A 14,292-nucleotide genomic window follows, 5' to 3' on the forward strand; every position below is an offset into this window, starting at 1 on the left:
CGATCCGCCGGTGTGTCATGGTGGACCGGTGCCGACCGCCGTATCGCTGCCGGACGACTGGCCCGCACACCCGGACCGGTCGCTCTCGCTGAACCGCATGGGCAGTTTCGACTGGGACCTGGTCACCGGTCTCATGCACATGGACTCGGCCGCCCTCGAAGTCTTCGACACCGCCGTCGAGGAGTACGACGGCCGGCCCGAGTCCCTCTCGCCCCGGGTCCCGCCCGCCGAGAGCATCCGGCTCGACGCACTGGTCTCCTCGGCCCTCAAGAGCGGGGTCGACAGCTACGGCGCCTACTTCCGCATCCGCTGCCACGACGGCCGGTTGCGCTGGACGCACACCCAGGGCCGGGTCATGCGCGGCCCGGACGGCCGCCCGTACCGGATCATCGGCATCGTCCGCGACGCCACCGAGGAGCTCAGCCATTCGGCGGAGCGCCTCGGACTCGACGAGGAGCGGCGCCGCCAGACGTCCGTGGTCGAGAGCACCACCGCCGCGCTCGCGCACGCCCGTACCGTCCAGGACGTCATCGACGCGCTCGGTGACGCCCACGGCCTGGAACGGCTCGGGTCGATGGGCATGGTGATGGGACTGGTCGAAGCCGGCCGCATCCACCTCGTGGCCGAGGGCCCCGCGGGCAGTTTCGTCCCCGGCACCCGCTACACCCGCATCGACGAGCAGTACCCGATGAGCGAGGTGGTCCGCTCGCTCCAGCCGCGTTTCCTGGACTCCGCAGCCGAGTTCGCCGCCGGGTACCCCGGGCTCTGGGCGAAGATCTCGTCCATGCACATCTCGGCGGCCGCCTACCTGCCGCTGATCGCCCAGGCCCGCCCGATCGGCGCGATCGGCCTGCTCTACCGCGACAAGGACGGCTTCACGCAAGAGGAGCGCAACCTGCTCGTCGCGCTCGGCAGCAGCATCGCGCAGAGCCTGCAGCGGGCGATGCTGCTGGAGCAGGAGCACGACCTGGCGGAGGGGCTCCAGCAGGCGATGCTGCCGCGCCGGATCCCCTCGGTGCCGGGCGCCGAGATCGCCGTACGGTACCGCTCGGCCCGGATGGGCCGGGACATCGGCGGCGACTGGTACGACGTCATCCCGCTGCCCGGCGGCCGGGTCGGCGCGGTCATCGGCGACGTCCAGGGCCACGACACCCACGCGGCGGCGGTCATGGGCCAGCTGCGCATCGTGCTGCGCGCCTACGCCGCCGAAGGGCACTCACCGGCCACCGTCATGGCCCGGGCCTCCGTCTTCCTGCACGAGCTGGACACCGACCGCTTCGCCACCTGCACGTACATCGAGGCCGACCTCTCGACCGGGGTGCTGCAACTGGTCCGGGCCGGCCACATCGACCCCCTGCTGCGCACCCGGGACGGGGGCTGCGAGCGCCTCGCGCTGGAGGGTGGGATGCCGCTGGGGCTGTCCGCGGAGTTCGGTCGGCTGGAGTACCCGGTGACCACGGTCGAGATGGGACCGGGGGAAACGCTTCTGCTCTGCACGGACGGCCTGGTGGAACAGCCCGGAGCCGACCTGGACGACGGCATCGAACTGCTCGCCTCCCTCATCCGCACCGGCCCCACCGACCTGGCCCTGCTGGCGGACCGGCTCTGCGAGGTCGTGGACGACCGGGGCGGCGACGACGACATGGCGCTGCTGCTGCTGCGCCGGGACGCCGTGGAGGCCCAGCAGGCCGGCGGCCGGCTCCAGCAGCACGTGGCCCCCGGCGATCCGGAGGCCCTCGTATCGGCCCGCCACATGATCGGCGCGGCGGTACGGGCCTGGGGCGCCCGGGACCGGGCGGACGAGATCGAGCTGATCGCGGACGAGCTCATCGTCAACGCACTCATGCACACCGACGGCCCGGCCATCGTGACCCTGCGCGTGCTGACCGGCCCCCAACGCCGGCTCCGCGTGGAGGTCGAGGACCGCTCCAGCGCTCTGCCGCGCCGCAGGGAGGCGGGCGACTCCGGGGTCTCCGGGCGCGGCCTGATGCTGGTCGACCGCCTCGCGGACGTCTGGGGCGTGGAATCGCGGGGGAGCGGCAAATGCGTCTGGTGCGAGTTCACGATGCCGTGACCGCCCGGTACGCCCCGAACCGGACCCAGCGCGCCGGCCGCAGCCGAAAGTCCGTTGCGGGGGAGCGGCCGGGACCCCGATGATCGGTGGCGATGACCGACGCCACGGATGATTTCCGCACACTGTTGAAGTCCGGCGATCTGCCGGCCGCCGTACGATCGCTGCGCCCGCACGCCGAGACCCTCCCCCTCGCCGAACTCGCCCGGGCCGTCCGGGCCCTGGGCGAAGCCGCCGGGTTCAAGGACCTGGCCAAGGCGGCAAAGACCGCCGCCAAGCGGCCCGAGGACCCCAAGGCCCTCTACGACCTCGGCTACGCCTGCGTCGAGCGCGGCATCGCCTTCCTCGGCATAGCCCCGCTGCGCGCCGCGCTCGCCCGGGTCCCCGGCTCCCGCACCCTGCTCGCCGAGCTCGTCGCCGCCCTGGCGGACGGGGAACGGCACGCCGAGGCCGCGGCCCTGCTCGCCGCCCGCGGGGACCTGCTACCCGCCTGGCCCGAGACCTACCTGCTCGCGCACCACACCCTCCTCGCCGGGGACCTCCCCGGGGCCCGTGCCGCCGCCGGCCGGCTGACCGCGCCCGAGGACGACACCTGGAGCTGGGCCCACGCCCGCCAGCGCCGGATCCTCGCCCGCGCCGAACTCGCCGCCGCCGCCGGGCCGCTGGACTCCACGGACCTGCGCGGCTGGCAGTTCGCGCTCACCGGGACCCTGCTCGCCACCCTCTCCCCGTACGGCTACGACGCCGGCATGAGCGGCCGCTTCGCCTTCCTCGGCGACACCCACGACACCTGCCGCCGCGGCCTCGCCCGCCTCGCACTGGCCCTGGACGCCACCGGACGGCGCCCCGCCACGGTCTCGCTGCTCCCCGGCCGGTCCGACCGGATCCTGGGCCTCGCCGCCGCGACCGTGCTCGCGCTGCCCGCAGTGCCGTACGAGCCCACCCGGACGGACACCCTCGTCGTCGCCTACCAGCTCGGCGAGGAGGACCTGGCGCTGCAGGAGCGCACCGACGGGCAGATCGTGTACGAGCACGCCACCCGGTGGACCGGCCCGCCGCCGGTCAGCGCCGACTTCAGCGCGCTGCAGGCACAGTTCGTCACGGAGCCGTGGAAGGAAGACACCCGGCCCGAGGAGGAGATCGCCCGCGACATCGCGGCCGCCGACCCCACCGCGGACGAGGGCGACGGGGCGACCCCGCCCGATACCGACGAGGCCTTCCGGGCCTACGCCGCGGCCCTCGCGCCCGGCTGGCTCACCGGCCCCCGTGACCGGATCGGCTCCGCGGGCCCGGTGCCCAGCTCGCGCTTCGCCTGAGGCCACGGCAGGCTGGGGGCATGCCCGAGCTGCCCGAAGTCGAGGCCCTGAGGGAGTTCCTCGAAGAACACCTCGCCGGGCGGGTGGTCGAGCGCGTCCTCCCGCTCGCCGTGAGCGTGCTCAAGACGTACGACCCGCCGCTGACCGCACTCGAGGGACAGCGGGCCGGGGCCACGGCCCGCCACGGCAAGTTCCTCGCCCTGCGGATCGGCGAGCTCCACCTCGTCACCCACCTCGCCCGGGCCGGCTGGCTGCGCTGGATGGACACCGTTCCCGCGCAGCCGCCGCGCCCCGGCAAGGGGCCGCTCGCCCTGCGCCTCGTCCTGCAGGGCGGAGGCGGGTTCGACCTCACCGAGGCCGGGACCCAGAAGCGGCTCGCCGTGTACGTGGTCCGCGATCCGCAGGAGGTCCCGGGCATCGCCCGGCTGGGTCCGGACCCGCTCGCCGAGGCCTTCGACCGCGCGGCCTTCGGCGAGCTGCTCGCCGGGGAACGCCGCCAGATCAAGGGCGTGCTGCGCGACCAGAGCGTCATCGCGGGGATCGGAAACGCGTACAGCGACGAGATCCTCCACCACGCCAAGGTCTCGCCCTTCAAACTGGCCGCCTCATTCGACGAGGCGCAGGTGGACCAGTTGTACGAGGCCCTCCAGGACACGCTGCGCGCGGCCGTCGAGCGGGCGCACGGGGTGGCCGCCGGACGGCTCAAGGCCGAGAAGAAGAGCGGGATGCGGGTCCACGGCCGTGCGGGCGAGACCTGCCCGGTGTGCGGGGACACCGTCCGCTCGGTGTCCTTCGCCGACTCCTCGCTCCAGTACTGCGCCACGTGCCAGACCGGTGGGAAGCCGCTCGCGGACCGGCGGCTGTCCAAGCTGCTGAAGTAGGCCCCCGGGCCCTTCGCGGGAGGGCCCGGCCGGCCGGGCTCCGGTTAAACTCCGGCCCATGTCCGAGGAGCAGGAGCCGCAGCCGCCCCGGCGCGAGGTCGTCACCGGGGTCCCGCGCGGCAGCCGCCGGCCGCCCGCGCACACCCCGGCCCGCTCCGAGATCTCCGAGCAGACCACCCTGGGCGCCACCTATGTACGGTCCCTCATGCGCAGCCAGCTCCGCGCCGGACTCGGCGCCCTGGCCGCGCTCGTCCTCCTGGTGGGGCTGCTGCCGCTGCTGTTCCTGCTGCCGCGGGTCGCTTCGGGCCCGCTGGTCTGGGTCGCGCTCGGGGTCCTGGTGTACCCGGTGCTGTGGTGCGTGGCCCGTGCGTACGTGATCCGGGCCGAGCGCAACGAGGCCGATTTCACCGGCCTGGTCACCGATCCGACGGAGCTGCCGGGGCCGCGCCGGCCGGAGTAGCGGGCCGGGGGTACGGGAGTTCGCCCGTGCTCGGCACTCGGGGTCAGAACAGGTGCATCGCCAAGTGCCCGAGCGGCAGGCCGAGTTGCCAGGCAGGAGTCCAGACCCGGGCGTTCTCGTCCAGGCCCGGCGGGGTGTCGGCGTGGCCGTGGCGTCCAGGGTCGAGGTTGGTGGCGAACAGCTCCGTGCGGTCCAGCCAGCGCCAGGCCGCCCGGGCCAGTTCCAGGTCGGGGTCCTCGCCTTCGCCGCGTTCGCGGGCCTCCTCGCCCAGCGCCAGGAACCGGGTGTGGACCCAGTCGCGCCAGGGGTGGCCGTACGCCGTCAACGACATCCACTCGTCAAGTTGCGAGACGACCCGGATCCCGGAGAGCTCGCCGGCCGCGTCCGAGAGGTAGATGGTCAGCGCGAGCGTGTCGCGTCCGGCGCGGAACTCCAGGGTGCTGACCGGGATCAGCCGGCCCGTGCGCAGCAGTTCGTCGGCGATGTACTCCGCGTAGAGCCATGCCATGGGCACCGCGAGCCCACCGTCACTGGTGCCGTTCGTACCCTCGGGCTGCACCGTCCCACCTTCTCCCGCATACGTCGTCGAGCCTTCCCGCCGTCAGCGCCGAGCCTTCCTTGCGCGGCTCGGGGAGCGGGGGATGTTTACTCAACTTGAACGCTCCAATGCCGATTTCGATGCGGTTCGTGTCCGGTTCGTGGGCGTTCAGGCCATTCTTTGACGCGTTTGCTGTGAGTCGGGCCGTGTGGGCCTCCTCGTGACGCTCAGGCGCCGAGTCCGTACCCGTAGCCCTGAAGGCCTTTTCGCAAGGCGCGCAGAGCGTAGTGCGTACGGGACTTGACCGTCCCGGCCGGAATGCCGAGCTCCGCCGCGGCCTCGGCCACCGAGCGGTCCTGGAAGTAGACCTGCACCAGCACGTCCCGGTGTTCCGGCCCCAGCGATCCCACGGCCCGCCGTACGTCGATGGCCGTCACCGATCCCGCCACCGCGTCCCCCGGCGCCGGTGCCTGCTCCAGCCCTTCCGGGTCCACCTCCAGGGGCCTGGACAGGCGCGCCCGCCGGGCGTCGATGGCGAGGCGCCGGGCCACCGTGAACAGCCAGGGGCGCAGGGACTCGTAGCCGCTCGCCAGGACCTCCGGATGCTGCCAGAGCCGTAGGAGCGTCTCCTGCACGAGGTCCTCGGCGCGCTGGGCGTCCCCGGCCGTGAGGCCCAGCAGGAATCCGAACAGGGCCCGGCCGTGTTCGCGCTGGAGTCCGGCCAGTGCTTCGGGGTCGGTGCGTCGGAGCGTGGGGGCAAGGGGCACGGGTGGCTCCTTCCGGGGGCCGGTGGGGGGTCCGTTCTAGGTCGACGGATCCACCCTGACCTGCACCGGGCCGCCCGGGAACCGTCCCGTCCGGACGGTGCGCCCAAGCACCCGGGTCATCCGGTGGGCGGCTGCGCGGGGCGGTGAACGGTCGAACGGCGCGCCGAACGGCCATTGGAGTGAGTGTGCGGCCGAGTGGCGGAGCCGTTCCTTGACTTCGGGCGTCTCCTTCTATGAATTGACCGTTGATCGGGTAGTCGTACTAAACAAGGAGAGTCGGGACAGATGACCGCGCGCACCCGCCACGCCCTCGCCCTCCTGACCGCCGTGGCGCTGTCGGCCGTCGCCGGCTGCTCCGCCGGCGGGGACGGCGCACCGGCCCGCCTCGCCGGCGCCCCGTCCGGCCAGGCGCCCTCCGGCGCCCCCGGAGCCAGCACGGCCCCCGCCGCGAAGGGATTCACCCTCGTCGCGAGCGGCGACGTGCTGCCCCACGAGTCGGTCATCCGGCGGGCGGCCGCCGACTCGGACGGCGACGGCCACGACTTCCGGCCGATGTTCTCCGCGGTCAAGCCCATCGTCTCGGCCGCCGACCTGGCCCTCTGCCACATGGAGACCATCTACGGACCGGACGGCGGCCCGTTCACCGGCTACCCCGCCTTCCAGTCCCCGCCCGAGGTCGCCGACGGCCTGAGGGACGCCGGGTACGACGGCTGTTCCACAGCCTCGAACCACACCCTCGACGGCGGCGGCGACGGTCTGAAGCGCACCCTGGACCGCTTCGACAAGGTGGGTCTGAAGCATGCGGGTTCGGCCCGTACGCAGGCCGAGGCGGGCACCGTGACGATGTACACGGCGGGCTCCGCGAAGGTCGCGCACCTCGCGTACACGTACGACACCAACGGGTACCCGATGCCCGAGGGCCGGCCCTGGGCCGTCAACCTCATGGAACAGGAGAAGATCGTCGCGGACTCGCGGGCGGCCAGGAAGGCGGGCGCGGACGTGGTCCTCGTCAGCCTCCACTGGGGCACGGAATGGCAGACCGAACCCGACGAGAAGCAGCTCGCGCTCGGCAAGGCGCTGACCGCCTCGCAGACCGGCGGCCGCCCCGACGTGGACATGATCCTGGGCACGCACGCCCACATCCCGCAGGCCTACGAGAAGGTCAACGGCACCTGGATCGTCTACGGCATGGGCGACCAGGTCGCCGGCGAGATGTTCAACTACGGCGGCGCCCGTGACCTGCGCGGCAACTACGGCTCCATCGGCCGCTTCACCTTCGCCCCGCCGGCCGCCCCCGGGCAGCGCTGGCAGGTCACCAAGGCCGAGTTCGTCCCGCAGATGATGGACCTCGGAGCGGGCCGGGTCGTCAACCTCCCCGCCGCCCTCGCCGAGCACCCCGGCCGCGAGGACTACGAGGAGGCCCGCGACGAGATCACCGAGGCGGTCCTCGGCCGCGGCGCGGCCAAGGACGGGCTGACGATGGCGAAGTAGAGGTAGACCCGAACGGGCGGCCGGACGGCGGCGTTCCCGTCAGACCGCGGCGTTCGGACCCTGGGCGGCCTTGACGCCCTGGAGTGCGGTCAGCTTGCGCACGAAGAGGACGGCCAGCACGGCGGCCACGACGATGACCAGGTCCGCGACGGCGCCGAGGGAGGAGGCGTCGCGGACCGCCGCGGCGCCCACCGCCTTCCCGTCCTTGTACGAGGCGAGCCCGTCGAGGAACCAGCCGGTCACGCACGCCAGCCACCATGCGACCACCGGGGCGCCCGAGACGGCGCGGTAGGAGCCGTCGGGCGCGTACTGCGAGCTGGCGTCCCAGGTCTCCCGCGCCGTCCGGTACGGGAAGTAGAGGTTCGCGATCGGGACGAACCACCCGCCGATGGCCCAACCGGCGGACTGGCTGAAGCCGTCGGGGCGGAACACCTCGGCATTGCAGCGGACCCGGTGGAACCACACGATGAAGACCACGGCCGTTGCCAGCATCGTGGTGCTCTGGACGAGTCCGACAAAGGCGTTGAGGTAATCGGTCGCGGCCATACCACTGTGGTCGGTGCCCAGGGGATCGGTGAGCACCTCCTTCATGTGCTGCCACCTGGTCAGCTTTCCCCAGGCCGAGAGCAGAGCGATCGCCGCTCCCACGGACAGCAACGCGGTCACGGCAGTCGCCGTCCCCTGCGGGGAGCGCAGGACCTGGACGGGCTGGGACGGCGGATACGGATACGGCGACGGTGACGGACCGGGCGCGATCGAGGACATGACGGAGTACCCCCCACGGGAACATGCGCGACGTGTGACATGGAATCGGGCAGGCCCATGGGCGGCCCGAGCTGCCCGAACATACGTCAGGACCGAGCTCGTCGTCTACGGTGATCAGGTTGCGTGGGCAAACAGCCGCCACGGGCAGGGTGATGCCCGGGGAAACGGTGGCAGCCCACCGCCCACCGCTACGGAACCACGGTGACCGGCCAGCGCCCGGCCTTCACCAGGCGGACCGCCACCGAGCCCACGATCCGGTGTCCGGCCTGCTCCGAGGCTCCGACCACCACCGCGTCCGCCGTCAGCTCCTGCGCCGCGCTCACCAGCCCGGCGTAAGGATCCCCGCGGAAGGTGTGGAACTGCCAGCGGACGTCGTATACGCCCTTCAGCCGCTCCGCGGACTCGCGGATCTCGGCCACCAGCCCCTCCGCGATCTCCTCGGTGGTCCCGGACACCGGAGCGCCCAGCGAGGCCCCGGCCGGCATCACCGGCTGGACGTACACCAGCGCCAGCAACGCGTTCTGCCGCCGGGCCAGCCCCGCCGCGTAGGCGGCCGCACGGAGCGAGGACTCCGACCCGTCCACCCCGGCGAGGATCACCTTCGGGCCGTCGGTACCGCGCTCGAATCCCGTACTCACTTGCTCTGTCACCCTTCCGAGGCTAACCCGCTCACCGCGCGAAGCGGAGCGGCCCTCCCTACAGTGCGAACCATGAGTGCCACCGTGGAGGAGACGCGCGGGACGCGCGGCAGCCGCAGCCGCTTCCTGAACCGGGTGCCCGACGCCTTCGGCGCGTTCTTCGGAACGCTCGGGCTGCTCTGCTCCCTGCTGTCGCTCTCCCCGACGCTGCGCAGACTGCTGCGGCACGTCGTGCGCTTCCTCGACGCCATCGTGGTGCCGGTCAGCGCCAACCTCGCCTACGCCGTCTTCCTCTTCCTGCTCGCCGCGGCACTCGGCATGCGCAAGAAGGTCGCCTGGTGGATCGTCGTCACCTATTTGGCCCTGCTGCTCCTGACCGACGTGCTGATCATCGCCGACGAGGAGTACTGGGTCGGCTTCTCCTCCATGGCCATCGCGGTCGCCGCCCTCGTGATCCTGATCGCCGCCCGCAAGGAGTTCAACGCCGCCTCCCGGCCCGGGGCCCTGTGGCGGGCCATGCTCGTGCTCGGTCTCGGCCTGCTCGCAGCCGTCTTCCTCGGCTGGGGGCTGGTCGCGGTGTTCCCCGGGAACCTGCCCAGGGGGCAATGGCTGGACTGGGCCGCCAAGCAGGTCTTCGGCGGGCTGTTCTCGGCCCGCCAGTTCGACGGCCACCCGCCCAGACCCCTGTACTTCCTGCTCGGCCTCTTCGGCGCCCTCGCCCTGCTGAACGCGGCCGCCACCCTCTTCCGGTCCCAGCGGCTGACCGCCGCCCTGCACGGGGACGAAGAGCCCCGCATCCGGGCTCTGCTGGGCGCCTACGGGCGGGGCGACTCCCTCGGCTACTTCGCCACCCGGCGCGACAAGGCCGTCGTGTTCGCCCCGAACGGCAAGGCCGCCGTCACCTACCGGGTCGAGGCCGGTGTCTGCCTCGGCAGCGGCGACCCCGTCGGCGACCCGGCCGCGTGGACACCCGCCATCGACGCCTGGCTCGCCGTCGCCCGCCGCTACGGCTGGCAGCCCGCGGTCATGGGCGCCTCCGAGGACGGGGCGACCGCGTACGCCCGCTCCGGGCTCGGCGCCCTCCAGCTCGGCGACGAGGCCATCCTGCAGGTGGCCCGCTTCGACCTCGACGGACGCGATATGCGCGTCACTCGCCAGGCCGTCAACCGGGTCAAGCGCACCGGAGCGAGCACTGTCATCCGCCGCCACTGCGCCCTCTCCGAGGACGAGATGCAGATGATCGTGGACCGGGCCGACAAATGGCGCGACACCGAGACCGAACGCGGCTTCTCCATGGCCCTCGACCGGCTCGGGGACTCGGCCGACGGGGACTGCCTGCTCGTGGAGGCCTTCGACGACAAGGGCCAGCTGACCGCCCTGCTCTCCTTCGTGCCCTGGGGCAAGGACGGCATCTCCCTCGACCTGATGCGCCGGGACCGGGCCGCCCCCAACGGGGTCATGGAGTTCATGGTCGCCGAGCTGTGCGCCGCGGCCCCGGGCCTGGGCGTGCGCCGGATCTCCCTGAACTTCGCCGTCTTCCGCTCCGCCTTCGAGGAGGGCGGCCGGATCGGCGCCGGTCCCGTCCTGAAGGTCTGGCGCAAACTGCTGCTCTTCTTCTCCCGCTGGTGGCAGCTGGAGGCGCTGTACCGCTCGAACGTCAAGTACGGCCCCGAGTGGTACCCGCGGTTCCTCTGCTTCCAGGACGCCGGCTCGCTCGCCCGGGTCAGCCTCGCCTCCGGCATCGCCGAGGGCTTCGTCTCCGTGCCGAGCATGCGCACCCTGTGGGGCAACGGCCATCCGCGCGGGCTCACCGCCCCCGCCACCACCGTGGGCCTGCCGTCCATCGAATCCCTCGGGCTGGAATCCGTGGGGGAGGAGGAGGGGGGCGACGGGCGAACCGAGCGGATGCCCGAACAGGTCCGGGTCCGGCACGACAAGCTGGAGCGGATCCGGGCCGCCGGCACCGATCCGTACCCCGTAGGCATCCGGCAGCGCACCCACACGGTGGCCGAGCTGAAGGCCGCGCACCCCGGCCATCCGCCCGGCGCCCGTACCGGCTCGCCGGTCACCGTCGCCGGACGCGTGATGGTCGTACGCGACCTCGGCGGCGTGGTGTTCGCCGTCCTGCGGGACTGGTCGGGGGACATCCAGCTGATGTTCACCCGCGACGAGGCGGGCACCGCCGTGCTCGACACCTTCACCTCCCAGGTCGACTTCGGCGACCACGTCGTCGCGAGCGGCGAGGTCGGCGCGAGCAAGAGCGGCGAACTGTCGGTGGTCGTCGACTCCTGGCAGCTCACCGGCAAGTGCCTGCGCCCGCTGCCCGACAAGCGCAAGGGCCTCGCAGACCCGGAGGCCCGGGTCCGGCGCCGCTACCTCGACCTGGTCGCCAGCCCCGAGGCGCGCGACGTCGTACGCGCCCGCTCCAGCGCGGTCCAGGCCCTGCGGCAGGGACTGCTGGACCGGGGCTACCTGGAGGTCGAGACCCCGATGCTCCAGCAGATCCACGGCGGGGCCAACGCCCGGCCGTTCCGCACCCACATCAACGCCTACGACCTCGACCTCTACCTGCGCATCGCGCCCGAGCTGTACCTGAAGCGGCTGTGCGTGGGCGGCATGGAGAAGGTCTTCGAGATGGGCCGCACCTTCCGCAACGAGGGAGTCTCCTACAAGCACAACCCCGAGTTCACGATGCTGGAGGCCTACCAGGCGTTCGCCGACTACGACGTCATGCTCGACCTGACCCGCGAGCTGATCCAGGGCGCCGCCACGGCCGCCTTTGGATCGCCCGTCGCACACAAGGCCGGACCGGACGGAAAGCTCGTCGTCCACGACATCTCCGGGCCCTGGCCGGTCAAGACGATGTACGGGGCGATCAGCGAGGCACTGGGCGAAGAGGTCGACGCCGACACCGAGGAGTACGTCCTGCGCCGGCTGTGCGACCGGGCGGCCGTGCCGCACACGCCCGACAACACGCGGGGCGACGTGGTCCTGGAGATGTACGAGCGGCTGGTGGAGGAGCGGACCAAGCTGCCCACCTTCTACAAGGACTTCCCGACCGACGTCTCACCGCTCACCCGGCAGCACCGCAAGGACCCCCGGCTCGCGGAGCGCTGGGACCTGGTGGCCTTCGGCACCGAACTGGGCACCGCCTACTCGGAGCTGACCGACCCGGTCGAGCAGCGGCGCCGGCTCACCGCGCAGTCCCTGCTGGCGGCGGGCGGCGACCCGGAGGCGATGGAGATCGACAACGACTTCCTGGACGCGCTGGAGTACGCGATGCCGCCGACCGGCGGGCTGGGCATCGGCGTGGACCGGCTCGTCATGTTCCTCACGGGGCTGACGATCCGGGAGACGCTGCCGTTCCCGCTGGTGCGGCGCGGCTGAGGGGCGGGGCAGACGGGCGGGGGAGACCGGCGGGAGCGACCGGCCGGACTGCTCCGAGAGGGTGAGCGGCAGGGGGCACGTCCGCGCCTCTCGACATCTGCGGCGATGTCGTTGATACGTAGTAGTAATGAAAAATGACGAGCCGACAGTAGGGCGACGCGTGCTCCTGCGCTCCGCCGTCTTCCTCGGAGTCGCAGCCGCCGCAGGGATGCTGACGGGCGGCGAAGCCGATCCGCCGACGCCCGGCGCCGGGGCCGCGGCAGGACCCGGCGCCGGGCTCGGAGCGAGCGGAGCCGCAGGGCCCGGGCCCCTCACCGGAGCACCCGCCGGGCGTCCGCAGTTCCCGCGCGGATCTCCGTACCGGCTCCAGCCGATCACCTCCGAGGGGACCCCGGAGCGCGCGCCCGTGGCGAGACCCGCGGTACGGACCCGGCCGATCCTGGAACTGCCGGCCGACGCGCGCACGGCGAGCGCCATGACCCTCACCTTCGACGACGGCCCGGACCCCCGCTACACCCCGGCCATCCTGGACACCCTCGCGCGTTACGGCGTCCGGGCCATGTTCTTCGTCTGCGGGGAGATGGCGGTGGACAACCAGGACCTGCTGCGCAGGATGGTGGCCGAGGGACACGTCATCGGCAATCACACCTGGACCCATCCGCTGATCACCAAGCTGAGCCGGCCGGCCCTGGCCTCCGAGATCGGCCGCACGAGCGAGGTCGTACAACAGGCCGTAGGCACGGCTCCGTTGTGGTTCCGGGCGCCCTACGGGGCATGGAACCGGGCCGCCTTCGAGATCGGCGCGGAACTCGGCATGGAGCCGCTCGCCTGGACCGTGGACACCCTGGACTGGACGGAGCCCGGCACCTCCGTGATCGTGTCGCGGGCACTGAAGGGGGCCGCACCCGGGGTGATCGTGCTGAACCACGACGCGGGCGGCAACCGCTCACAGAGCGTGCAGGCGCTGGCGAGCTACCTGCCGCAACTGCTCGGACGGGGATTCCGGATGGTGCTGCCGGAACTGCCGCCGCGCTGAGGGTCCGCACCCTCGGAGCGGCGGCGCCGTCCGTCGTCCTGCCGGTCGGTCAGCGGGCCTCCACCATCCGCGCGAACACGACGACGTTGCCGTCGTAGCCGCGCCCCTTCGAGTAGCCGCCGCCGCACGTGATCACCCGGAGTTCCGGGTGCCCGGTGTCCCCGTACACCCGGGCTCCGGGGAACGTGCTCTTGGAGAAGACCTCCACTCCGTACACCTCGAACACCGCCGTGCGCCCGTCGTAGCGCGCCACCTCGATGCGGCTGCCCTTCTGGACCGAGCCCAGGCCGTAGAAGACCGCGGGGCCCTGTGCGTTGTCCACGTGGCCCACGAGCACCGCAGAACCCTGCTGGCCCGGCGAAATGCCGTTGAGGTACCAGCCGGCCAGGTTCTTGTCCTGCGGGGGCGGCGCGTCGATCCAGCCCTGTGCGTCGAGGCCGACCGTCATCACCGGTGCGTCCACGCTGATCGACGGGATCCGGATGCGCTGCACCGACGAGTGGTCCAGCACCTCCATGTCCGGCGGCGGCGTGGGCGGCTCGGCCGGAGCCTGGTCGCCCTGTGGCCCGATCGCGGCCCCGGCCGGTGCGCCGACCGCAGCCGCCGCGGCCGGCTGCGGGGGTCCGCCGCCGGCCTCGGCTCCGTTTCGCATCATGGCGAGGCCGGTGAGCATGACCAGCGCGATCGCACCCCAGGGGGAGCGCCTCCTCGATGGCCTCTCACTCTCGTCCTCGGTCATGGCTCTCCCTTCCCGACGCGGGGGTCCCGACCCGCGTTCCTGTCCCACCCCTTCACGCCCTACTTCACGCACGCTAAGGCGGTGGGCGTGGGACGGCGATCGGGGAGGGGCGAACGGGTGGTGGGGCCGGAAGGGGTGCGCCCATCCAGGTAATCGTCACATAAATGCCTGACGGGTCGTGACCTGCGGATCCGTCAGCAAAC

The 14,292-nt window shown here is 72.5% G+C and carries 12 protein-coding genes; 7 read left to right on the forward strand and 5 right to left on the reverse strand.

Annotated features, from left to right (window positions below; genetic code table 11):
* Positions 1 to 10 precede the first annotated feature (10 nt).
* From OTB20_RS21185 to OTB20_RS21200, 4 genes are all read left to right on the forward strand, one after another.
* A complete protein-coding gene (locus tag OTB20_RS21185; RefSeq protein ID WP_267819685.1) occupies positions 11 to 2,074 on the forward strand; it encodes a SpoIIE family protein phosphatase in 2,064 nt (687 codons plus the stop codon).
* A 92-nt stretch (positions 2,075 to 2,166) separates the two neighbouring features.
* Entirely contained in the window at positions 2,167 to 3,387 is a 1,221-nt protein-coding gene (locus OTB20_RS21190; protein ID WP_267819687.1) for a hypothetical protein, read from the forward strand.
* Positions 3,388 to 3,407: 20 nt separating this feature from the next.
* On the forward strand, positions 3,408 to 4,268 hold the full coding sequence (locus tag OTB20_RS21195) for an Fpg/Nei family DNA glycosylase (RefSeq protein ID WP_267819688.1): 861 nt from the start codon (positions 3,408 to 3,410) through the stop codon (positions 4,266 to 4,268).
* Between the two features lie 58 nt (positions 4,269 to 4,326).
* Positions 4,327 to 4,728, forward strand: coding sequence for a hypothetical protein (locus OTB20_RS21200; protein WP_267756997.1), 402 nt, complete (start codon positions 4,327 to 4,329; stop codon positions 4,726 to 4,728).
* A gap of 43 nt (positions 4,729 to 4,771) precedes the next feature.
* Here OTB20_RS21200 and OTB20_RS21205 read toward each other — a convergent pair whose 3' ends face one another.
* Both OTB20_RS21205 and OTB20_RS21210 read right to left on the reverse strand, forming a co-directional pair.
* Positions 4,772 to 5,236 carry a hypothetical protein gene (locus OTB20_RS21205; protein WP_267757042.1) on the reverse strand — a complete coding sequence of 155 codons (465 nt, stop codon included), beginning with the start codon at positions 5,234 to 5,236 and terminating at the stop codon, positions 4,772 to 4,774.
* Between the two features lie 257 nt (positions 5,237 to 5,493).
* Positions 5,494 to 6,033, reverse strand: a complete 540-nt coding sequence (locus OTB20_RS21210) for a sigma-70 family RNA polymerase sigma factor (RefSeq protein ID WP_267819690.1) — start codon at positions 6,031 to 6,033, stop codon at positions 5,494 to 5,496.
* A 285-nt stretch (positions 6,034 to 6,318) separates the two neighbouring features.
* Here OTB20_RS21210 and OTB20_RS21215 point away from each other — a divergent pair, with 285 nt between their 5' ends.
* Positions 6,319 to 7,524, forward strand: coding sequence for a CapA family protein (locus OTB20_RS21215; protein ID WP_267819692.1), 1,206 nt, complete (start codon positions 6,319 to 6,321; stop codon positions 7,522 to 7,524).
* 39 nt (positions 7,525 to 7,563) lie between these two features.
* On the opposite strand, the gene OTB20_RS21220 is transcribed toward OTB20_RS21215, so the two are convergent.
* Positions 7,564 to 8,190 carry a DUF4328 domain-containing protein gene (locus tag OTB20_RS21220; RefSeq protein ID WP_267819694.1) on the reverse strand — a complete coding sequence of 209 codons (627 nt, stop codon included), beginning with the start codon at positions 8,188 to 8,190 and terminating at the stop codon, positions 7,564 to 7,566.
* A gap of 287 nt (positions 8,191 to 8,477) precedes the next feature.
* Complete coding sequence (locus tag OTB20_RS21225) at positions 8,478 to 8,939, reverse strand: universal stress protein (protein WP_267819696.1); 462 nt, start codon at positions 8,937 to 8,939, stop codon at positions 8,478 to 8,480.
* A 60-nt stretch (positions 8,940 to 8,999) separates the two neighbouring features.
* Between OTB20_RS21225 and lysX the strand changes: the two genes are divergently transcribed.
* Together lysX and OTB20_RS21235 are read left to right on the forward strand one after the other, a co-directional pair.
* Positions 9,000 to 12,314, forward strand: coding sequence for a bifunctional lysylphosphatidylglycerol synthetase/lysine--tRNA ligase LysX (gene lysX / locus OTB20_RS21230; RefSeq protein WP_267819698.1), 3,315 nt, complete (start codon positions 9,000 to 9,002; stop codon positions 12,312 to 12,314).
* A gap of 127 nt (positions 12,315 to 12,441) precedes the next feature.
* On the forward strand, positions 12,442 to 13,350 hold the full coding sequence (locus OTB20_RS21235; protein ID WP_267819700.1) for a polysaccharide deacetylase family protein: 909 nt from the start codon (positions 12,442 to 12,444) through the stop codon (positions 13,348 to 13,350).
* Positions 13,351 to 13,399: 49 nt separating this feature from the next.
* On the opposite strand, the gene OTB20_RS21240 is transcribed toward OTB20_RS21235, so the two are convergent.
* Positions 13,400 to 14,089: a class F sortase gene (locus tag OTB20_RS21240; RefSeq protein ID WP_267819702.1), complete on the reverse strand. Its 690-nt coding sequence runs from the start codon at positions 14,087 to 14,089 to the stop codon at positions 13,400 to 13,402.
* Between the last annotated feature and the right edge of the window lie 203 nt (positions 14,090 to 14,292).

It is taken from the genome of Streptomyces sp. H27-H1, assembly GCF_026627445.1.
Classification (GTDB): Bacteria; Actinomycetota; Actinomycetes; order Streptomycetales; family Streptomycetaceae; genus Streptomyces.

Coding starts and splice junctions, on each gene's coding strand:
- OTB20_RS21190 (WP_267819687.1), top strand. CDS start 2,167: ATGACCGACGCCACGGATGATTTCCGCACACTGTTGAAGTCCGGCGAT.
- OTB20_RS21195 (WP_267819688.1), top strand. CDS start 3,408: ATGCCCGAGCTGCCCGAAGTCGAGGCCCTGAGGGAGTTCCTCGAAGAA.
- OTB20_RS21200 (WP_267756997.1), top strand. CDS start 4,327: ATGTCCGAGGAGCAGGAGCCGCAGCCGCCCCGGCGCGAGGTCGTCACC.
- OTB20_RS21205 (WP_267757042.1), bottom strand. CDS start 5,236: ATGGCATGGCTCTACGCGGAGTACATCGCCGACGAACTGCTGCGCACG.
- OTB20_RS21215 (WP_267819692.1), top strand. CDS start 6,319: ATGACCGCGCGCACCCGCCACGCCCTCGCCCTCCTGACCGCCGTGGCG.
- lysX (WP_267819698.1), top strand. CDS start 9,000: ATGAGTGCCACCGTGGAGGAGACGCGCGGGACGCGCGGCAGCCGCAGC.
- OTB20_RS21235 (WP_267819700.1), top strand. CDS start 12,442: ATGAAAAATGACGAGCCGACAGTAGGGCGACGCGTGCTCCTGCGCTCC.
- OTB20_RS21240 (WP_267819702.1), bottom strand. CDS start 14,089: ATGACCGAGGACGAGAGTGAGAGGCCATCGAGGAGGCGCTCCCCCTGG.